Below are 18,728 nucleotides of genomic sequence, written 5' to 3'. Positions count from 1 at the left end.
CGGCCACTCCTTCCGAGCCACAACAGGCAAGAACCGATCAGCCACACCCGGCCCTCCCGGGCCGCCTCACAACTTACGGAGAACGGATGCGGATCGGCGACGCCGCGGCGGCGGCGGGGACGACCCCGCGGGCCCTGCGCTTCTACGAGCAGCGGGGCCTGCTGCCCCCGCCGTCCCGAACCCGGAGCGGACAGCGCCGGTACGGCCCGGAAGAGGTGGCCCGCGTGCTGACCATCCGCCGGCTGCTGTCCCTGGGCCTGACCATCGAGGACCTCCGCGGCTGCGCCGACCGGCTCCACCTCCTGGACGGCGACACCCTGCCGCCCCACGACGGGCCGGCGTGCCCGCGGACCGGCATCGCCCACCGCCGCCTCGCCGTCCTGGACGCCGAGATCGCCCGGCTGACGACCCTGCGCGACCAGCTCGCCACCCAGCTCGGTGTCCCCGCCGACCGATGACCGTCCTCGGACTGCGCCCGGCCACGCCCGCCGACGACGAGTTCTGCTTCGAGCTGCACAAGGCCGCCATGGGCGCCTACGTCACCGCGATCTGGGGCTGGGACGAGCAGGTCCAGCGCGGCTACCACTCGCGCGCGTTCGACCCGGGCCACTGGCAGATCGTCACCGCGGACGGCGCCGACGTCGGGATGCTCGCCGTCGACCACCATCCCACCGAGATCTACGTGGGCCGGATCGAACTCCTCCCCGCCCACCAGGGTCGCGGGATCGGCACCGAGCTCATCACCACCCTGCTCGACCATGCCGGCCGGCAGGGCAAGGCCCTGGTCCTGGACGTCCTGACCGTCAACCACCGCGCCCGTGCCCCTCTACCAGCGTCTCGGCCTGCGGGAGGTGGCCCGGCACGGCGACGGCCAGATCAAGATCAGGATGTGCTCGACCCCGCCACCACCGGCCGCCGACCAGTGACCCAGCTCCTAACCAGGACGTGATCCCAGGTCGAGCATCATGTCGAGCGACCTGAATCCGTCCGGGCCGGTGAAAGAGCCGATGTGCCGGAAGCCGTTCTTCTCATAGAAGCGGATGGCTCGGGTGTTGTCGGCGAGGACGCCGCCCCACAGGATGATCCTCGTCCGACCGAGCTTTCGGACGACGTCCGTGATGAGCGGGAAGGCCAGCGTCCCCACCCGGTACCCCTGGAACGCGTCGGCCAGGGTGGGGCCGAATCGGCAGTCGGTCGCTTCGGTGAGTTGGACGCCTGCCGCACGGTAACGCGCCACATCTCCTGCCACGATCGCGAGGCTGAGTTCGAAGAGGCCGACGATCATGGCAGAGTCCGTGGCTTCGAGCACCAGGCGCAGCTTGTCGTAGCGCGCGATCGCGTCACACAGCGCCCTGGCCGCCGCGATGTCGTACCCCTCGAAAGTGCTGAACCGCCGTGACTCGGCCGAAAGCCCTCGCAGGAACGCGGTGAGCCCTTCCGTGTCGGCGCGGACGAGTGGCCGGAGCACGGTCTCCGGACCATCACACAGGCTCAGCCGGTATGTCAGAACCTGCGGAGCCTCAGCGATCTCCCCAAGCGTGAGCACTCCGACACCTTCTCAGTTGCTGCGATTACGTCGCAGGTAATCGCCGCTGGGTAGGTGGTGCTGTCAAGGTTGGCTCGTCCGACCCGGTTGTGGATCTTAGGAGGCCGGCCATGTCCGCTATTGCCACGCCCACCAGCACGCGAGCAGTGGTGGAGGAGTTGCTGCGCCGGATCGGTGAAGGCGACCCGGAACAGATTGCTGCGATGTACGCCAAGCACAGCGACTGGAAGCTGGACTGGCCTCAAACCGAGCACGGCCGTGCCGTAACACCCTGGATCCGGCACCGGTCGAGCCGTGCTGATGCCGCTGCCCACTTCCGGGAAATCGCCGAGCATCACGTTCCTGAGAAGGCCGACACTCAGGTGGAGCGCATTCTGGTGAACGGTGATGACGCGGTGGTGCTGGGGGAAATCCGGCAGACGGCCCGGTCCACCGGACGCGCTTATCGCGCCCGGTTCGCCCTGCACCTCACGGTCGAGAGCGGCCTCATCACCCGCCACCACGTCTACGAAGACAGCCTCGCCGTTGCCCAAGCCTTCACGCACTGATCAGCAACGGCGGCCTGGGGCGGGAAACTGGGCGATGTACCGCAGAGCCCGCTCCCATGGGTCGAATGCGAACAGCCGCAGGGGGCGGTGGTGGTGGCGCACGCAAAACGTGTCGAGATCCGTGTGGATCGGACGCGGCCGGAGGTCGCTCAGCGGTTCGGCGGCGCGTGTGACCCTCAGGAGTTCGGACTGCAGGGTCCACCCGTCGTGGTCGAAGGCCCAGGTGCCATCCGTGACGTAGACGTGGCCGGGGTCCCTCGCCTCGCGTGGCCAGAGCCCGACGAGCTGGAACCCGGCATCCGGATAGGTCCTCATGAACGCGTACGCGAGGATGTGGCAAGCTCCAGCGGCGAAAAACGCCACGTCATCCCGGTTCCACGAGAGCAGTTGATCCTGCCGCTCGGCCTCGGTACGCCTGAACCACGCGCTCGGACGGTACATGCCTTAGCACGAGATACGGCGTCGCCCGGGTGTCTCGTCCTTGAGCCGGGTGAGCAACACACCCCACGCCTCCAGACTCAGCACGAGGCGCGGCCCATCTGGGTCGGTCGAGTCACGAACCCCGACCATGCCATCGCGTCCGGCAGGCAACAGTGCGCACTCAACGCACGTCTGCGGCTCGGCGCTACTGTGGCTGCTCTTGCGCCAATGGATCACTTGGTGTTCTCCTCGATCACGTCGGTCTGGAGATCCCGTATGGCCTGTTCAATCCGCTCACGGGTCTCGTCTTGGGATAGAGCGATCCGGCACAACTCCGCCTGGATGTCTCTGTAAGGTGCTACCTCTTCGTCCTCCTCCAAGAAGATGCTTCGCCGTAGCCCATCGATGATCACGATGGCAAAGTCTCCAGGCTCAACGTCCAGGATTCCGAACGACCCGTCAACGCCGGGGTTACGGGTGGCGGTGAATGGCAAGATCTGGAGCTCGATGTTCGGACGTTCCATCTGCTCAAGCAGGTGCGTCAATTGGGCGCTCATGATCTCTCGCCCACCCATCTGCTGACACACCGCGGCTTCACCGATCACGGCCTTGAGAGTCAGGGGGCAGGGCCCGTTGATCGCGTCCTGGCGGGCCATTCTGTAGGCGACCGCATGGTTGATGTCACGCCCGGCGTTGCTCGGGACGGAGGTCATCACGGCGCGGGCGTACTCCGGGGTCTGGAGGAGTCCATGGATGAGGTCGCCGTGGTACGTGAAGAGCTCGGATCCATCCTGCTCCAGGAGAACGTACTCGCTGTAGTTCGCACCGATCTCCAGCTGTTTGTGGCGTCTGATCCAGTCGCGGGAGCGGCCGCCGGTGGCCAGGCCGACGAGGGCGGATCTCAGGTCGTCGCCCTCCTCGTAGCCGTAGGACATGAGGATGTAGTCGACCTCGTGGGCCCGGGCTACGACCTGGGCGTTCTCCATCCTGCTTAGGGCACTCTTGGACATCATCACGAGAGCCGCCGCCTCTTCCAGGGTCAGGCCGCGTTCTTCACGGATCTTGCGTAGCTGCACACCGAGTCGCCGTCGGCGAACGGTCGGGGGTCGTCTCGCCATAACACCGAGTGTGATGTCGTCGCAACGATCTGTCACCTATCTTGGCGGAAGGGGGAAATCCCGCTTTCTCTGAATCCCGGAATGCTCGTCTCCCTCTCTCAGGGGAGACGGTTGTGGGGGCTCACCTGGCGTTTCATGCTTGCGGGCGTCGGTTACCGGAGGGAGTGAGGCAATGACGCGGTGTGAGGCCGGGGCAGATGACATGCAGTTGCTCGGGACGATCACGATGCCCGGGGTGGCGAGGTCCGCGCAGGCGGCTCGGGCCTTCGTGCGCGGGATCGCGCCGCAGGTGGAAGCCGAGGCCATGGCCGACATCGTGCTCTGCGTGGACGAGCTGGTGGCCAACGCCGTCGAGCACACCGCGACCGGCACGGGCGGTCAGGTCACCGTCGTGGTGAGCGCCCGCGACGACGTCCTGCGCGTGACCGTCCTTGACCAGGGCGGCGCCCGGGAGCAGCCCCGCGTGCGCACCGATCTCTGCGCGGAGGATGGTCGCGGCCTGCTTCTCGTCGATGCCCTTTCCAAGAGCTGGGGCTCGCACCCCGCGTTGAACGGCTCCGCCGTGTGGGCGGAATTTCATGCGGTAAGTGGCTTGCCCGCCGTTTAGTCTTGGCCGATGCCGCTTCTCGTGCTTTCGCCGCGCTACACGTCCGACTCGAAGGTGCTGCGGGCTGCGGCAGGACGGCTCGGGTGGAAGACCGAGCGGCTCGGCGGGTGGCGGGCACCCGCGCACATGCGGGGGCAGGACGTGGCCCTTTACGGGGAGCCCACGTTCGTGGAGGTCATCGCTTCACAGGTCGGTGTCGCACTTCTCGATGTGCCGTCCGGCTGGTTGCCGGGGCTTCCTGAACGGCATCGGCGCAGGAGTATCGACGTGTCGACGCTCGGCGAGGTACGGCAGAGCCTTTCTGAGCCCGCGTTCGTGAAGCCCGCAGATGGGCGCAAGGCGTTCGAGGGCAAGGTGCACCACTCGCCAGACGAACTTCCTGGCGAGGACGTCCTGCCCGACGAAACTCCGGTGTTCGTCAGCGAACCCGTCCTGTGGGACGTTGAATTCCGCTGCCACGTCCTGGAAGGCCAGGTCGTGACCATGTCCCCCTACCTGCTGGACAGCGAACTCGCCCTTACCGAAGACGGCCATTGGCACGCCCCAGAGCAAGACGTCCACGAGGCACGGGAGTACGCCGCGCACGTCCTCAAAGAGGTGCCCGTCCCACCGGGAACCGTTCTTGATGTGGGACGCATCCACGATCGGGGCTGGGCAGTCGTGGAAGCCAACGCCGCCTGGGGTGCGGGCCTCTACGGATGCGACCCCGAACAGGTCCTCCGCGTGCTGGACCGGTCGTGCCTCGACCGCAGGCACATTGCGCCGGACGACCGTGACTGGGTCGTCGAGGAGGTCGCCGTCGACATGGACAGGTAGGGCACCCCAGTCATCTGACTGATGAGCGGGCCTCCTCGGTCTCCGTAGCTTCGACCACGTCAACGAGCTGCGATCTAACGAGGAGAGACCGATGACCGAGGCACCGCTCCGCATGGCGATCATCATCGGGAGCACGCGGGAGGGACGGTTCGGGCCGACCGTGGCGACCTGGTTCGCCGAGCAGGCCCGGCAGCGGGACGACCTGGTCGTGGACGTGGTCGACGTGGCGGAGGAGCCGCCGCCGGCGGCGCTGGGCGCTGAGACGTCCGAGAGGTTCGCGGGCGTCAGCGAGAAGCTCGGCCAGGCGGACGCCTACACCGTGGTGACCTGCGAGTACAACCACAGCTTCCCCGGCACGCTGAAGAACCTGATCGACACGCACTTCTACGAGTGGCGCGCGAAGCCGGTCGCGTTCGTGTCGTACGGCGGGCTCGCGGGCGGGCTGCGGTCGGTCGAGCATCTGCGGGGCGTCTTCGCCGAGCTGCACGCGGTCACCATGCGCGACACCGTGAGCTTCCACCACCCGTGGAACTGGTTCGGCAAGGACGGCCGGCCGAGCGATCCCGAGGGCGCCGCGGCGGCGGCCAAGGGGATGCTCGACCAGCTCACCTGGTGGGGGCACGCGCTGCGCGACGCGCGGACCGTCCGTCCGTACGGGGCCTGAGATGACGGTGACAGCGGAGGCCCCGCCGCAGGTCGGAACGAGGCCGATGGCGATCGTGCTCGTGCTCGTCCTCGGGTCGATCATGATCACGCTGGACACGACCGTCGTCACCGTCGCCGTCAACCGGCTGTCGCAGGACTTCCACGCGCCGCTCGGCACGATCCAGTGGGTGGTGACGGGGTACTCGCTGGCGCTCGGCGCGGTGATCCCGTCCAGCGCGTGGGCGGTCGGGCGGTTCGGCGCCCGCCGGCTGTACCTCGGCGCGATCGTGGCGTTCGCCGCCGGGTCGGTGCTCGCCGGGCTGGCGTGGAACATCGAGTCGCTGATCGTCTTCCGGGTCGTGCAGGGTTTCAGCGGCGGGCTGGTGATGCCCGTCGGCATGACGATCCTGCTGCGCGCCGCCGGGCCCGACGGGCTCGGACGGCTGATGAGCACGCTCGGCCTCGCGATCCTCGTCGGCCCGCTCGCGGGCCCGGTCCTCGGCGGCTGGCTGATCGACGAGGTGTCGTGGCGGTGGATGTTCTTCGTGAACCCGCCCGTCGCGATCGCGGTGGTGGTGCTCGCCTCCCGGCTGTTCCCCCGCGACGTCCGGGCCGAGCCGAAGCCGCTGGACCTCCCGGGCTTGCTGACGCTCTCGCCCGGCATCGCCGCGCTGCTCTACGGCGTGACGACCGGCGGCGACCGCGGCGGCTTCGGCTCGGCGGGCGTCCTGGTGCCGCTGCTCGCGGGCGGCGGGCTGATCGCCGCGTTCGTCGTCCGGGCGCTGACGGCCCGGCACCCGCTGATCGACCTGCGCCCGTTCCGCGACCGGACGTTCGCCGCCGCCACCGGCACGCTGACCCTGTTCGCGTCCGGCTATTTCGGGACGATGCTGCTCCTCCCGCTGTATCTGCAGGTCGTGCGGGGCGAGAGCGCGACGATGGCCGGGGTGCTCGGCATTCCGTTCGCGCTCGGCTCGGGGACGGCGATGCAGGTCGCGGGCCGGATCATCGACCGGGTGCCGCCCGGGCGGCTCGTCCCGGTGTCGATCGTGACCGCCCTCACTGGGTTCGTGTTGTTCACCGTCCAGCTCAGCGCGGACGCCTCGTACTGGGGGCTGTGCGCGACGATGCTGCTGATGGGCGCTGGCGGCGGCGCGACGATGATGCCGGCGATGACGGCGGCGACCCGCGGCCTGCCGCACGACCGTGTCCCGGCGGCGAGCGCGACCGTCAACCTGATCAACACGATGTCCGGTGCGATCGGGATGGCGGTGACGTCGGTCGTGCTGTCCACGCTGATGAGCGACCTGGTGCCGGACGGCGAGGGCGGCGCGCTCCAGGCCGTCCACAGGCTGGGGACGGAGGAGATCGCCGGGCCCCTGGCGGACGCGTTCCAGGACACCTACATGTTCGCGATCGGACTGCTGGCCCTGGCGTTGATCCCTGCATTGCTGCTGCCGCGCCGTCCCACGACATGACGCAGGCGTCCCCCGGCCCGGAGGCCGGGGGCGCGTGCGGGAGAGCCCGGGGGTCGCCGGCCGGCCCGCGGGGTCTCGCGTCCTCAGCCGGAGGGCGGCAGCCCGTGGCCGGTGTTCTGCACGGCCACGGGCAGCCCGTGCTCGGCCGCATACCGGACGGCGGCCCGCACGTCGTCCGCGTCCACCGCACCGACGATCACGCTGGGGCGGTGCGGACCGGCCGTCTGGAACCCGTCCGCTCGTCGTCGTAACCCTCATCGCCGGGCCTGTAGACCGGCCCCTGGACCGTGTCCGGCATGGCGACCCCCTCTTGGACGTTCTGGCTGTTCACTCCCCATCCTGGCCAGCGAACGGCCAGAAGTCCAAGAGATGGATCTTCTACAACTCAGCAGCGATGCTTATGGCTCAGACCTCCTTGAGGAAGCCGGAGTCGACCGCGAAGTCGGCGCCCGTCGTGCTCGCGGACCGCGGTGACGCGAGCAGCACGACCACGTCCGCGACCTCCTGCGGCTCGGAGAGGCGGCCGGTGGTGAGGCTCATCATCTCCGCCGCGCCACCGTCCAGCACCGCGTCGCGGTCGGACCCGGTGGCGCCGGCGATGATGTCGGCGGCACCGCCCTCGTCCGTCCACCACGGGGTCCGGACCGGGCCGGGCGAGACCGTGTTGACCCGGACGCCCTGCGGCGCGTACTCCTCCGACAGGCCCTTCGTCAGGTTGGTCAGCGCCGCCTTCGCCGCGTTGTAGTCGAAGTTCATCGGGCCGGGGCGGCGGGCATTGACCGACGAGACGTTCACGACCGACGCCGCGTCGCTCTTCAGCAGATGCGGGATCGCCGCCCGCACCGCCCGGACGACGGCGACCACGTTGAACTCGAACACGTCGCGCCAGTCGTCGTCCGCAAGCGTCATGAAGCCGAACCGCGGCATGACGGCGCCCGGCGGTGGCCCGCCCGCATTGTTGACCAGGACGTCCAGCCGGCCGAAGGCCTCCACCGCCTGCTCGACGGCCCGCGCGGGGGCGTCCGGGTCCATCAGGTCGGCCGGCACGTGCACCAGGTTCGGCCCGGCGAGCGCGTCCAGTTCCGCGCCCGGCTTGCGCGACACCGCGACCACGCGCGCGCCCTCGTCCAGCAGCGTCCGCACGACCGCGAGCCCGATGCCCTTCGACGCCCCGGTGACGACCGCGACGCGTCCGGTCAGCCCCATGTCCATGGGTTCCCCTCTCGTAAGGCGGGCGCGCCCACACCGGACGCGCCGCACCTCATGAACCCCGCCCCGCCCCCACCGGTTGCGCTTCAGGACGGCTCGGGATCGTCCAGTCGGCTGAGGACGGTGTTGTGCACGTGCTGGAAGATCACCGAGGTCCGGAACCCGGCGATCTCCTTGCGCTTGCTCAGCCCGTCGAGCAGGAACGCGTGCAGGCGATCGAGGTCCTGGACGCCCACGTGCAGGACGAGGTCGTCGCCGCCCGCCACCACGAACACACTGATGACCTCGGCCATCCCCGACACGTAGTCCTTGAAGGTGTTGATCACCGTCCGGCTGAGCGGGCGGACCTGCAGCGACACCAGCGCCTGCACGCCCCGGTTCAGTGCCGCCGGGCTGATCTCCGCGTGGTACCCGCGGATCACGCCCCGCCGCGTCAGCGCCCGCACCCGTTCGAGGCAGGTCGACGGCGCGATCCCGAGCGTCCGCGCGAGCTCGCGGTTGGACTGCCGGGCATCCGCCTGGAGAAGACGCACGATCTCCGAATCAAGTTCGTCCATCAGCCGATTATGGTCGCCGATTCCGAACGAATGTTCACCTGAAAGCCGAATGAGTCGCTCGAATGGCTAATTTCAGGCCGTACAGCCACGCAATCGGGGGAGTCATGGCGAACACGACCGGTCATCGTCTCGGGCTGGGCCAGGGCACGGCGCTCTTCGTCGGGGCCGTCCTCGGACCCGGCGTCCTGGCCCTGCCCCACCTCGCCGCCGCGGCGGCGGGGCCGTCCTCCATCGTGGCGTGGGCGGCGCTGCTGGCGCTGAGCGTGCCGGTCGCGCTGACGTTCGCCGCGCTCGGCGCCCGGCACCCCGACGCGGGCGGCGTGGCGACGTTCGCGGCCCGCGCGTTCGGGCCCCGGCCCGCAGTGATCGCCGGGTACTGCTTCTACGCCGTCGTACCGGTCGGCGTCCTGGCGGGCGCCATGATCGGCGGGGACTATGTGGCCTCCGCCGCAGGCCTCGGACGCGTCGGCACCGGCGCCGTGACCTGCGCGCTGCTGCTGGCCGCGTTCGCCGCCAACCATGGCGGGCTGCGCGTCTCCGGACGCATCCAGCTCGTCCTCGTGGCCATCCTCGCGGCTCTGCTGATCATCGGGATCGTCGCGGCCGCCCCGCACCTGCACACCGCGAACTTCACCCCGTTCGCCCCGCACGGTCCCCTCGGCGTCGCCCACGCCGCAGGCGTCCTGTTCTTCGCCTTCGCGGGCTGGGAGGCCGCCAGTCACCTCTCCGCGGACTTCGCCGACCCCCGCCGGCTGCTGCCCCGCGCGACCGTCCTCACCCTGCTCGTCGTCGGGGCGCTCTACCTCGGCCTCGCGGTCGCGGTCACGGGTGTCCTCGGGGAGCGCGCCGCGTCCTCGCCCGTTCCGCTCGCCCTGCTGCTCGATGAGGGGATCGGCGCGGGGGCGGCGCGTCCGGTGACCGCGGGGGCCGCGCTCGTCCTCAGCTTCGTCGCCATGAACACCTACATCGCCGGCGGCGCCCGCCTCGGAACGGCTCTGGCGCGTGACGGTTCCCTCCCCGCGGCGCTGGCCCGCGGACGCCGGAGTCTGGCGCTGCTGGCGTGCGCGACCGGCGTCCTGACCGCCGTCGTCCTGGCCACCGGCCTGGGCCTGGATCCGCTCATGCGCACGACCGCCGCATGCCTGGCCGCCGTCACCCTCATCGGCACAGCGTCCGCGACGCGCCTTCTCACCGGCCGCTCACGAACCCTCGCGCGCGTCGGGACGCTCTTCACCGCCGTGGTCCTGCTGTCATGCGGGTTCTATCTCGCCGTGCCGGCCGTGCTCGCCCTAGCCGTCCTGGGTCTTCGCCTCGGCCGCCCGGCGCGCGCGCAGAGCCCGCACCCGGCCCCGGCTGGCGCAGGCGGGTGACGGGCACCAGCGACGACGGCCGACGGGATCGACGAACACACCACGGCAGTCGTCCTCGGGACAGACCTTCAGGTCGTTCCGCTGCGGTCCCGTGAGGTGATCGACGGCCTGCCGCGCGATGCGCGCGAGCGCGACCCCGGCGTCCGGTGGCGCGGACCGGACGAGCCGGCCGTCCACCGAGAGATCGACCGCGTCGTCCTCGCCGAGGAAGCCGACGAGACCTCGCACATCCTCGTCATCCGGCGGCCGGCCGTCCACGGCCGCCAGGGCGATGGGGCGGAGGGTCTCGCGCAGGAGGCGGGCCCTGTCCAGATCGTCCTGGTCCGGAGGCCGGACGGGCGCCAGTTCGCAGAGATCCAGCCATTCGGCGAACCGTCCGGGGCCGGGCAGCCGCTCGGCCGGCCGCGCGCCGAAGGCACGGCCGCGCGTGGCCAGCAGGTTCAGCCACGTCGCGCCGCAGTCGAGCCGGAAAGCCGGGGGATCGTCCTTCACCATGCGCCCACTGTAACGCTCGACCCGTTACCAATGCTACGGTCGTCGTAACGACTCAGCCGTTACAGAGGAGCATCATGTCGTCGGCGGAACACTTCACCCAGACCCCTCTCGACCGCGACGAGGGCTACCGCCTGCTGGACGTCCTGCAGGACGAGGCAACGCAGAACGCCGCGCTGCCCGGCCTCGAAGACCTCGCGCCGGGCTTCGCCGACTGGATCGTCACGAGCCTGTTCGGCGGGACCTACCAGCGCGAGGGCCTTTCCCTGCGCGACCGGCAGTTGCTCAACCTGGCCGCCCTCACCGCGATGGGCGGCGTGGAGCCGCAGCTCACCGGGCACGTGAAGACCTGCCTCCGGCTCGGCATGACCCGCGAGGAGATCGTCGAGGCGTTCGTCCACCTCGCCCCCTACACCGGCGTCCCCAAGGCCCTTGCCGGCCTGCGCGTCGCGGCGGCGGCGCTGTGAAGATCAGGACGGTCCTGGGCGACATCGATCCCGGCCAGCTCGGAGTCTGCGACGCGCACGACCATCTCTTCCTGCGCTCGCCTCGGCTGCCCGGCGAGGAACTGGACGACCCCGCGGCGGCGGCCGCGCAGCTCCGCGCGTTCGCCCACCTGGGCGGACGGGCGCTCGCCCAGTGGACGCCGCACGGGATGGGCCGCCGCCTGAACGACCTCGCGGACATCTCACGCGCGACGGGCGTCCACGTCATCGCCGCCACCGGCCTGCACCAGTCCGTCCACTACGACCCTGCCCTGCTGGACGGCATCCGGCCGGACGAACTGTTCATGGACGAACTGACCCACTCACGCGCAGGCATGATCAAGGTCGCGACCGCGTTCCACGGCCTGGACGACCACGCCCGGCGCGTCATGACCGCGGCGGCCGAGGCGTCCAACGCGACGGGCGCCCCCATCGGCGTCCACCTGGAACAGGGCACGTCGGCCCTCGACGTCCTCGACCTGCTCTGCGGTGCCCTCGGCGTCCCGCCGTCCCGGGTGATCCTCGGCCACCTCAACCGCTCACCCGACCCGTGGATCCACCGCCGCGCCGCCGAATCCGGCGCGTACCTGGCGTTCGACGGCCCCTCCCGCGCCCACCACGCCACGGACTGGCATCTGTTCGAGTCCCTCACCGAACTCTTGGACGCCGGCTACACCGACCGCCTCCTGCTCGGCGGTGACACCACCACGGCCGGCGCGCGCGCAGAACTGGGCGTCCCCCATGTACTCCGTGCCCTGCGCCCTCGCGTCGAACGGCAACTCGGCCCAGAAGCGGCGACGGCCATCTTCATCACCAACCCGGCCAGAGCGTTCGCCGCGCCCTGGTCCTAGCTGTACTTGGTCATGATCTTGGTGACACCTGACCGGTAGGTGTTTGATCAGCAAGAAGACCTCCGGGCGTAGTGGAGTTTCACCGACTTCACCGACGCCCGGAGGTCTTGATGGGTCACGCTAACGCGCGGCTGACGTTTCATGGCAGATGCCTGCTGGTTCGCCGCGTCGTCTTCGATGGCCGCCCGGTCGCGCATGTGGCGTCCGAGCTGGGGATCTCGCGGCAGTGCGCGCACCGGTGGGTGGGACGGTTCCGCGGCCAGGGCTGGGACGGGCTGGCCGACCGCCGCAGCGGTCCCCGCTCGTGCCCGTCGCGGACCCCGGCCGTGGTGGAGGAGCGGGTGCTGGCCGCCCGCGAACGCCTTCGTGCCGGCCCCGACCACATCGCCGCCGCGACCGGGGTGCCGGCCCGCACCGTCACCCGCATCCTGCGCCGCCACGGCGTTCCGGTGCTGGCGGCCTGCGACCCGCTGACCGGCCAGCAGATCCGGGCGTCCCGCAACAGCGACCGGCGTTACGAGCACCCGGCACCCGGCGACATGATCCACATCGACGTCAAGAAACTCGGCCGGATCCCCGACGGCGGCGGATGGCGCGTCCACGGCCGCAGCGAACCCGTCCGCGGCCGCGGCATCGGCTACGACCACGTCCACACCGCCATCGACGACCACACACGGCTGGCCTACGCCGAGGTCCTGCCTGACGAGAAGGGCACCACCTGCGCGGCGTTCCTCACCCGCGCCGCGGCGTTCTTCGCCGCCCACGGCATCACCCGCATCCACCGGGTCATGACCGACAACGCCAAGAACTACCGGACCAGCCACGCCTTCCAGCAGGCCTGCACCGACCTGGGCGCCCGCCAGAAATTCACCCGCCCGCGCTGCCCGTGGACCAACGGCAAAGCCGAACGCCTCAACCGCACCCTGACCACCGAATGGGCCTACCGCCAGCCCTACACCAGCAACGACCAGCGCACCCAAGCCCTCGAATCCTGGCTCGAGCACTACAACACCCAACGCCCCCACTCGGCCCTGGGCGGCCACCCACCCATCACACGACTGACACCAAGATCATGACCAAGTACACCTAGCGCAGGGCGTCGTACACGCCGACGGCCACCGCGCCATAGGCCAGGTGGGGCACGACATCGGCGGCCCACTCCGAGGCCGTCCACTGGCGGGGATCGGTCAGCCCCAGCACGGCCATCGGAGCACTGGAGCCGAGCATCGCGAGCCCCATCAGCACGACGGCCCCGACCGGTCGCGGAACCCGCCGGCGCCCGGCCAGCAGCCCGTACAGCAGGCCCGCACCGAGCCCCGTCCCGAAGCCGAGCAACGGCCCGAGCCCAGACTTCCGGTTCTCGGCCTGCTCACCTTCTCCCAGGTCGACGCCGACGACGCCGGCCAGCCGCTCAACACTCCGTTCCGGGGTGCTGCTGGGTGGACGGCCGCGCACCACCATGTCCATGTAGGTCACCATGTTGAGAGCGGTGGTCCCGGCGGCCCCGGCGGCCAGTCCGCGCGTCAGTCTGTCCATGGCCTCCCGCTACCCGAACCGGCGGCCCTTCAACGCCGGCCCGACCGCAGACCCGAAAGCCCTGCTGAAGGCGCGAACCTCCCCTTGTTCAGGGGCGTCTACAGAAACACGTGTTCTGTTAGTGTCCGTCCGTTTTCACTCCTTGCCCCCCGGGAGCTCCCGTGTCCAAGACGATCGCGATCCGCCTCGCTCTCGGCGGCCTTCTCCTCGTGGGCGCCGCCGCGTGCAACGGCGACGACAAGAAGACGGCGGACCGGCCGCCGTCCGCGCCGCCGACGGTGAGCACGCCCTCCGCGGCCACCACCGCACCGACGCCGCCCACCACCGCGCCGACCACGAGCGCTCCCGCGACCCCCGAGGGCGACCCCACCGGTTCCGACCTCCCCCGGAGCAAGCAGATCGTGATGATCGATCCGGATGGCGAGCGCTATACGTTCACGAAGATGGCGCAGGCGGCCGCGAGCATGCGGGCCATCATGGGAAAGAGAATGCCGTCGGACTACTGTGAGAAGTCCTACCGGAAGGGCCTGGAAGAAGGCGGGTCGTTCCCGGCGGGCCGCGACGCCTTCCTGGCCGCCTGCCGCTGGGGCGTGCGCTTGGCCGCCACCCACCCGAGGTAGAGAGCACTAGGTCACCGACGCGCCGACCGGGTTCACAGGCGGTCGGGATTCGGGGTGCCCGCACCGCGGAGCAGGGTGTCGACGACGAGCATCGCCAGGGCGTCAGGGTCCTTCTCGTCGCTGTTCTGCGCGGCCTCGTGGATGAGGGCGTAGTAGACGCGGCGAGTCCACGAGATGTCGACGTCGGCGCGCAGGACGCCTGATTCCTGAGCCCGGCGGAACAACCGTTCACACTTGTCCCGCACATCGCCGTGGACGCGCGCCACCTCCGGGTTGGCCGAGGTCGCCCGGCTCATCGCGAACCCCCAGCTGGTCTTGACGCTGAGGACGTTCGCGGTCGTCTGATAGAGGGCGACCAGCGGCGGGGCCGTCTCCGGGTGGCCGGCGTCCACCGCGGCGGCGAACCGCTGGGTGGCCCACATCGCCAGAGCGTCGATGAGGGCTTCGCGGGTGGCGAAGCGCCGGTGCACGGTGGTCCGTGCGACGCCCGCGGCTTCGGCGATCTGCTCCATCGTGGCCGCCGGATCACGGCTGAGGGTGCGTTCGGCCGCTTCCAGGATCGCCGTCATCGTCCGCTCGGCGTCGGCGCGCAGCGGCCGGCCGCCGGCGGATGTCGGCCGCCGCTGTGTCTCCATGGGGAAAGCATACGACAGCGTAACGGTTACTTGCAGACTTGCATCATCGTTGTTGCAAGTTGTAGCTTCATCGCGTCCCACTTGATGCGACTAATGACCCCCGGAAAGGTCGGATCCCCATGGAGTACACCCGCCTCGGCCGCAGCGGCCTGTCGGTGTCCCGGCTCGTCCTAGGCACCATGAACTTCGGGTCGCGCACGTCCGAAGCCGACAGTCACGCGATCATGGACCGGGCGCACGAGCACGGCGTCAACTTCTTCGACACGGCCGACGTATACGGCGAGAAGCAGGGCGAGGGCGTCACCGAGCAGATCCTCGGCCGCTGGTTCGCCCAGGGCGGCGGCCGGCGCGACAGGACCGTGCTCGCCACCAAGGCCTACCTTCCGATGGGCGACTGGCCGAACGAGAGCGGATTGTCCGCGCTGAACATCCGGCGCGCGTGCGACGCGTCGCTGAAGCGCCTGCAGACCGACCACATCGACGTGTTCCAGATGCACCACATCGACCGCGACACGCCATGGGAGGAGATCTGGGAGGCGTTCAACGTCCTTCGCCAGCAGGGGAAGGTGCTGTACTTCGGCTCGTCCAACTTCGCCGGCTGGCACATCGCGCAGGCGCAGGAGGCGGCCCGGTCCCGGCACTTCCTCGGGCTGGTCAGCGAGCAGTCGATCTACAACCTGATGTCGCGCTGGGCCGAGCTCGAGGTGCTGCCCGCCGCGCGGCACTACGGACTGGGCGTGATCCCGTGGTCGCCGCTGCACGGCGGAGTCCTCAGCGGCGTCCTGCGCAAGCAACGGGAGGGCGCGGCCTCCCGCAGCGGCTCGGGGCTCTGGGCCACCGCGCTCACCGAAAACCGGGAATCGGTCGAGGCGTACGAGAAGCTGTGCGCCGACCTCGGCGAGGACCCGGCGCACGTCGGCCTGGCGTGGCTGCTCGCGCAGAACGGGGTGACCGGGCCGATCATCGGGCCGCGGACGGTCGAGCAGCTCGACGGCTCGCTCCGCGCACTGCAGATCACGCTCGACGAAGGCACGCTGGCCAGGCTGGACGAGCTGTTCCCCCCGCCCGCGCGGAACGGCGCCAAGCCCGCCCCCGAGGCGTACGCCTGGTGACCGGCACCGGGCGCTGACCGCCTTCTCAACCCGGCCGTTACCGACCGCTGCGCACAATGCAGGCGGGAGGTGCCCCGGTGCGAATGGTGGACCGCGAGCACTACGCCCGCCTTCTGCGGCTGGCGTACCTGGTGCTGGACGACGGCGACGCCCCTCTTATGCGCGCCCGCCGCGTCACCGCCCGGGTAGGACGAGGCGGGTACCCGGCCAGGCGGACGCGGCTCATCGCGATCCTGCTCACCGACCCGCCGCCCGGACGGCCTCGCCTTCACCGCCTCTTCTACGAGCCCGCGCGGACCTCGCCGGGGCCGGTCCGGGCCGCGCTGCTGGAACTGTCACCCCACCAGCGGCTGGCCTATCTGCTACGCCACGACGGCCTCACCACACCCGAGATCACCGCCGAGCTGGGCGTCCACCTCCCGACCGACTTCCAGGACGTCGACGAGGCCACCGCCGCCGTCGACGACCGGACGGGGCTGGACGAGGCCGCGCAGCGGGCCGAGATCGAGGCGTTCGAGCCCGACCTCGTCCGGCTCCGCCCGCCGCCCGCCGTCCCGCGCGCCTGGCGCGCCGCCGTGGCGGCGGCCCTCGCGGCGGCGCTGCTGGCGGTGGCCGGGTTCGTCATCGCCCGGCCGGACGAGGGGTCCGGCGCGCCCGGCACGATCGACCCGCGCGCGTGGCAGCGGACCGGCACGCCGACCATCAACGAGTGGCCCGCCCAGGGCGGGCTGCGGCACGACACCGCGCTGCTCCGCCGTGCGGCGGAGGCCTGGCGGGCCGACAGCGAGGACCCTCCGCACGGCCGCGTCATCGTCCTGTACGCCGGGACGGTGGACGGCGCCTCCCTCGTCGTGTTGCGCGACTCCCCCGGCCTGCGGGACGCGCCCAGCGTGGCGCAGTACTTCGAGCGGCACATGTCCCGCGGCGTGGAGTCGGTCCGCAGGCTCGAAACGAGCGGGGGGCAGCTCATCATGCTGGGCATGACGTGGCGCTACCTCGTCCCGCCATGGCTGCTCGACGTGCGGGCGGCGGTGCCGTCCGGAGGCTCTCCGGACTGGGTGCCGGTGGCGGTGCGGGACGGGCTGAGCGATCCGCTGCCATGGAACTGGTTCAAACCGCGCTGCCAGAACTACGTGGTGTTCGAGACGACGTTCCGGGCCGCCGGCGGGTGGCCACGGACGGTCACGCAGCTCGTCTCGAACGACCCGCGGTCTTCGGCGCCGCGGGTGTGGTTCCGCGACCCGCCGGACCGGCAGGAGCGGTTCCGCTGGGCGGCGCTGCACGCCGTCGCCTGCGAGGCGGCGACGACGCTGAGCGAGTCGGGCGACCTGCGGCTGGGCCATCTGTGGAGCGGCGACCTGCCCGACGGCGGCGACCGGGCGACGCTGCTGACGGTGGACGCGTCCTCGCCGTGGGGCGCCCCGGGCAGCTCGATCCTGATCTCCGACGGCGGGCGGGCGCTGTCCGAGCGGGGCGGGACGAACAGCGACTTCACCTCGTCCGCCGGAACGACGGCCGCCGCCGTCTGGTGGCGGTCGCCCAAGCGCTGGCATCTGGTGGCGGCGGCGGGCCCGGGCGTCACACGGCTGAAGACGGTCGGCGAACTGGGCTCCCACGAGACGAAGACCGAACACCCGGGCGACATCCCACTGCTGGTGGTGCCGGGCCCACGCACCGACGGCGCCCGCCTCCCCGTCGTCCAAGTGGTGGCCTACGAACAGGACGGAGACCGCACGGTGCTCAGCCCTGCCTGACCCCGCCGATCCTGACCGGGCCCAGGCCGCGCGGAGGAGCGGCATCCACCGCCGACCGGAACACCCAGTCCTCCCACATCAGTTCGTGGTCGGCCAGGACGAGCGTGGACCACCCGCCGCCCATGCAGGACGGACCGCTGCAAAGTTGCTGGACGAGTTCCCGCCACCTGTCGTAGTCCTCGTGTTTGAGCAGGTCACAGGCATCGGCGACCACCAGGTAGGTCCGCGCGGAGGCCGGTCGTTCACCGAGGTGTTCGAGGAAGTCCCCCCATCCTCGGGCCGCCTCATAGGGCAGTTGCAGGGCCGTGACGAACTGCTCGACGGCCTTCGCGGCGGTCGTACATGCGGAGCCCAGAACCAACCGCGCGTCCGCACACCCACGGGCGTCGCCCAGAACAAGGTCGAGAACGATGTCGAGGCGATTCACCAGCTCCCAGGACTCGTCTCCGGAGAGGTCCACCGCCGCCGCACGTCCCCGCATGGCGCGCGAGGCCACCCGCTCCGCAAGCGCGTCGACCGAGGTCACGGGCGGTCCCTTTCCTCATCGGAGCGACGCAGGTATTCCTCGAAGGTGGGGTGCCGGCCCCGCCGGCGCAACCACAGGAGCGCAAAAGGGATCATGGCGAACCCGAGCGCCCCCCGGCCCAGCCGACGGAATAGCGCGGGCAGCTCCTTGAGCAGTTCCTTGAGCAGTTCCTTGAGCCCTCGCCAAGGATGCATCAAGCCCGCAACGACCAACACGAAGGCCGCCTCACCACGGCTCATCCCCCCGAAGTCATCATCGGGGTGGCGTTCCTTCTTCTCCTTGGTCACAGTGCTGCGAGCGTACGCCTGCGACGACTGACAAAACACCGCATTACGCGCCGTGAGAAGCACGGACTGGCCACAGCGCCCCCAACCAGGGAGAGTAGAACCATGCCCTCGGCGAG

The 18,728-nt window shown here is 70.4% G+C and carries 27 protein-coding genes; 14 read left to right on the top strand and 13 right to left on the bottom strand.

The window, feature by feature from the left end; all coding sequences use genetic code 11:
- The first annotated feature begins 86 nt into the window (after positions 1 to 86).
- Positions 87 to 458 (top strand): MerR family transcriptional regulator, encoded by a 372-nt coding sequence (locus ACQPXG_RS00635; RefSeq protein ID WP_433465606.1) that lies wholly within the window; start codon positions 87 to 89, stop codon positions 456 to 458.
- Positions 455 to 949, top strand: a complete 495-nt coding sequence (locus ACQPXG_RS00630) for a GNAT family N-acetyltransferase (RefSeq protein WP_433465605.1) — start codon at positions 455 to 457, stop codon at positions 947 to 949. Before ACQPXG_RS00635 ends, ACQPXG_RS00630 begins: the two co-directional genes overlap by 4 nt.
- Here the strand turns inward: ACQPXG_RS00630 and ACQPXG_RS00625 are convergent.
- The gene (locus ACQPXG_RS00625) at positions 935 to 1,468 is read right to left on the bottom strand and encodes a GNAT family N-acetyltransferase (RefSeq protein ID WP_433465604.1); all 534 of its coding nucleotides are present in this window, start codon (positions 1,466 to 1,468) and stop codon (positions 935 to 937) included. The genes ACQPXG_RS00630 and ACQPXG_RS00625 overlap by 15 nt on opposite strands.
- 188 nt (positions 1,469 to 1,656) lie before the next feature.
- Here ACQPXG_RS00625 and ACQPXG_RS00620 point away from each other — a divergent pair, with 188 nt between their 5' ends.
- Positions 1,657 to 2,094, top strand: a complete 438-nt coding sequence (locus tag ACQPXG_RS00620; protein WP_433465603.1) for a nuclear transport factor 2 family protein — start codon at positions 1,657 to 1,659, stop codon at positions 2,092 to 2,094.
- Here ACQPXG_RS00620 and ACQPXG_RS00615 read toward each other — a convergent pair whose 3' ends face one another.
- From ACQPXG_RS00615 to ACQPXG_RS00605, 3 genes are read right to left on the bottom strand one after another with little or no spacing between them, the layout of a single operon-like run.
- A complete protein-coding gene (locus tag ACQPXG_RS00615) occupies positions 2,095 to 2,535 on the bottom strand; it encodes a hypothetical protein (RefSeq protein WP_433465602.1) in 441 nt (146 codons plus the stop codon).
- Positions 2,536 to 2,538: 3 nt separating this feature from the next.
- The gene (locus ACQPXG_RS00610) at positions 2,539 to 2,751 is read right to left on the bottom strand and encodes a DUF397 domain-containing protein (protein WP_433465601.1); all 213 of its coding nucleotides are present in this window, start codon (positions 2,749 to 2,751) and stop codon (positions 2,539 to 2,541) included.
- On the bottom strand, positions 2,748 to 3,590 hold the full coding sequence (locus tag ACQPXG_RS00605; protein ID WP_433465600.1) for a helix-turn-helix domain-containing protein: 843 nt from the start codon (positions 3,588 to 3,590) through the stop codon (positions 2,748 to 2,750). Before ACQPXG_RS00605 ends, ACQPXG_RS00610 begins: the two co-directional genes overlap by 4 nt.
- Positions 3,591 to 3,834: 244 nt before the next feature.
- On the opposite strand from ACQPXG_RS00605, the gene ACQPXG_RS00600 reads away from it, so the two are divergent.
- From ACQPXG_RS00600 to ACQPXG_RS00585, 4 genes are all read left to right on the top strand, one after another.
- On the top strand, positions 3,835 to 4,239 hold the full coding sequence (locus ACQPXG_RS00600) for an ATP-binding protein (RefSeq protein ID WP_433465599.1): 405 nt from the start codon (positions 3,835 to 3,837) through the stop codon (positions 4,237 to 4,239).
- Between the two features lie 9 nt (positions 4,240 to 4,248).
- Entirely contained in the window at positions 4,249 to 5,055 is an 807-nt protein-coding gene (locus ACQPXG_RS00595) for an ATP-grasp domain-containing protein (protein WP_433465598.1), read from the top strand.
- A 91-nt stretch (positions 5,056 to 5,146) separates the two neighbouring features.
- On the top strand, positions 5,147 to 5,719 hold the full coding sequence (locus ACQPXG_RS00590; RefSeq protein ID WP_433465597.1) for an NADPH-dependent FMN reductase: 573 nt from the start codon (positions 5,147 to 5,149) through the stop codon (positions 5,717 to 5,719).
- Between the two features lies 1 nt (position 5,720).
- Positions 5,721 to 7,178, top strand: a complete 1,458-nt coding sequence (locus ACQPXG_RS00585; protein WP_433465596.1) for a DHA2 family efflux MFS transporter permease subunit — start codon at positions 5,721 to 5,723, stop codon at positions 7,176 to 7,178.
- Positions 7,179 to 7,261: 83 nt separating this feature from the next.
- Here the strand turns inward: ACQPXG_RS00585 and ACQPXG_RS00580 are convergent, their stop codons facing one another.
- From ACQPXG_RS00580 to ACQPXG_RS00565, 4 genes are all read right to left on the bottom strand, one after another.
- A complete protein-coding gene (locus ACQPXG_RS00580) occupies positions 7,262 to 7,378 on the bottom strand; it encodes a hypothetical protein (RefSeq protein WP_433465595.1) in 117 nt (38 codons plus the stop codon).
- The gene (locus ACQPXG_RS00575) at positions 7,375 to 7,509 is read right to left on the bottom strand and encodes a hypothetical protein (RefSeq protein WP_433465594.1); all 135 of its coding nucleotides are present in this window, start codon (positions 7,507 to 7,509) and stop codon (positions 7,375 to 7,377) included. Before ACQPXG_RS00575 ends, ACQPXG_RS00580 begins: the two co-directional genes overlap by 4 nt.
- A 74-nt stretch (positions 7,510 to 7,583) precedes the next feature.
- Positions 7,584 to 8,390: an SDR family NAD(P)-dependent oxidoreductase gene (locus ACQPXG_RS00570; protein ID WP_433465593.1), complete on the bottom strand. Its 807-nt coding sequence runs from the start codon at positions 8,388 to 8,390 to the stop codon at positions 7,584 to 7,586.
- 83 nt (positions 8,391 to 8,473) lie between these two features.
- The gene (locus ACQPXG_RS00565; RefSeq protein ID WP_433465592.1) at positions 8,474 to 8,944 is read right to left on the bottom strand and encodes an Lrp/AsnC family transcriptional regulator; all 471 of its coding nucleotides are present in this window, start codon (positions 8,942 to 8,944) and stop codon (positions 8,474 to 8,476) included.
- A gap of 104 nt (positions 8,945 to 9,048) precedes the next feature.
- On the opposite strand from ACQPXG_RS00565, the gene ACQPXG_RS00560 reads away from it, so the two are divergent.
- Positions 9,049 to 10,314 carry an APC family permease gene (locus ACQPXG_RS00560; RefSeq protein WP_433465591.1) on the top strand — a complete coding sequence of 422 codons (1,266 nt, stop codon included), beginning with the start codon at positions 9,049 to 9,051 and terminating at the stop codon, positions 10,312 to 10,314.
- Here the strand turns inward: ACQPXG_RS00560 and ACQPXG_RS00555 are convergent.
- Positions 10,234 to 10,809, bottom strand: coding sequence for a CGNR zinc finger domain-containing protein (locus tag ACQPXG_RS00555; protein WP_433465590.1), 576 nt, complete (start codon positions 10,807 to 10,809; stop codon positions 10,234 to 10,236). The two genes, ACQPXG_RS00560 and ACQPXG_RS00555, sit on opposite strands and share 81 nt — an antisense overlap.
- Positions 10,810 to 10,883: 74 nt before the next feature.
- Here ACQPXG_RS00555 and ACQPXG_RS00550 point away from each other — a divergent pair, with 74 nt between their 5' ends.
- From ACQPXG_RS00550 to ACQPXG_RS00540, 3 genes are all read left to right on the top strand, one after another.
- Positions 10,884 to 11,273 (top strand): carboxymuconolactone decarboxylase family protein, encoded by a 390-nt coding sequence (locus ACQPXG_RS00550; protein WP_433465589.1) that lies wholly within the window; start codon positions 10,884 to 10,886, stop codon positions 11,271 to 11,273.
- Positions 11,270 to 12,142, top strand: a complete 873-nt coding sequence (locus tag ACQPXG_RS00545; RefSeq protein ID WP_433465588.1) for a phosphotriesterase family protein — start codon at positions 11,270 to 11,272, stop codon at positions 12,140 to 12,142. Before ACQPXG_RS00550 ends, ACQPXG_RS00545 begins: the two co-directional genes overlap by 4 nt.
- A gap of 110 nt (positions 12,143 to 12,252) precedes the next feature.
- Complete coding sequence (locus tag ACQPXG_RS00540; RefSeq protein WP_433465587.1) at positions 12,253 to 13,218, top strand: IS481 family transposase; 966 nt, start codon at positions 12,253 to 12,255, stop codon at positions 13,216 to 13,218.
- Between the two features lie 10 nt (positions 13,219 to 13,228).
- On the opposite strand, the gene ACQPXG_RS00535 is transcribed toward ACQPXG_RS00540, so the two are convergent.
- Complete coding sequence (locus tag ACQPXG_RS00535; protein WP_433465586.1) at positions 13,229 to 13,678, bottom strand: hypothetical protein; 450 nt, start codon at positions 13,676 to 13,678, stop codon at positions 13,229 to 13,231.
- Between the two features lie 161 nt (positions 13,679 to 13,839).
- Here ACQPXG_RS00535 and ACQPXG_RS00530 point away from each other — a divergent pair, with 161 nt between their 5' ends.
- Entirely contained in the window at positions 13,840 to 14,298 is a 459-nt protein-coding gene (locus ACQPXG_RS00530) for a hypothetical protein (protein WP_433465585.1), read from the top strand.
- A gap of 32 nt (positions 14,299 to 14,330) precedes the next feature.
- Here ACQPXG_RS00530 and ACQPXG_RS00525 read toward each other — a convergent pair whose 3' ends face one another.
- Entirely contained in the window at positions 14,331 to 14,933 is a 603-nt protein-coding gene (locus tag ACQPXG_RS00525; protein ID WP_433465584.1) for a TetR/AcrR family transcriptional regulator, read from the bottom strand.
- A 119-nt stretch (positions 14,934 to 15,052) separates the two neighbouring features.
- On the opposite strand from ACQPXG_RS00525, the gene ACQPXG_RS00520 reads away from it, so the two are divergent.
- Complete coding sequence (locus ACQPXG_RS00520) at positions 15,053 to 16,045, top strand: aldo/keto reductase (RefSeq protein WP_433465583.1); 993 nt, start codon at positions 15,053 to 15,055, stop codon at positions 16,043 to 16,045.
- Positions 16,046 to 16,122: 77 nt separating this feature from the next.
- Complete coding sequence (locus tag ACQPXG_RS00515; RefSeq protein WP_433465582.1) at positions 16,123 to 17,799, top strand: hypothetical protein; 1,677 nt, start codon at positions 16,123 to 16,125, stop codon at positions 17,797 to 17,799.
- On the opposite strand, the gene ACQPXG_RS00510 is transcribed toward ACQPXG_RS00515, so the two are convergent.
- Together ACQPXG_RS00510 and ACQPXG_RS00505 are read right to left on the bottom strand one after the other, a co-directional pair.
- A complete protein-coding gene (locus ACQPXG_RS00510) occupies positions 17,786 to 18,325 on the bottom strand; it encodes a hypothetical protein (RefSeq protein WP_433465581.1) in 540 nt (179 codons plus the stop codon). The genes ACQPXG_RS00515 and ACQPXG_RS00510 overlap by 14 nt on opposite strands.
- Complete coding sequence (locus ACQPXG_RS00505; protein ID WP_433465580.1) at positions 18,322 to 18,612, bottom strand: hypothetical protein; 291 nt, start codon at positions 18,610 to 18,612, stop codon at positions 18,322 to 18,324. The genes ACQPXG_RS00510 and ACQPXG_RS00505 overlap by 4 nt, the downstream gene beginning before the upstream one ends.
- Between the last annotated feature and the right edge of the window lie 116 nt (positions 18,613 to 18,728).

Origin of the sequence: Spirillospora sp. CA-128828 (assembly GCF_050945415.1) — a bacterium.
In the GTDB taxonomy this organism is placed as follows: domain Bacteria; phylum Actinomycetota; class Actinomycetes; order Streptosporangiales; family Streptosporangiaceae; genus Spirillospora.
Note: the sequence above shows the minus strand (reverse complement) of the source record. Positions and strands in the feature narration are given on the sequence as shown.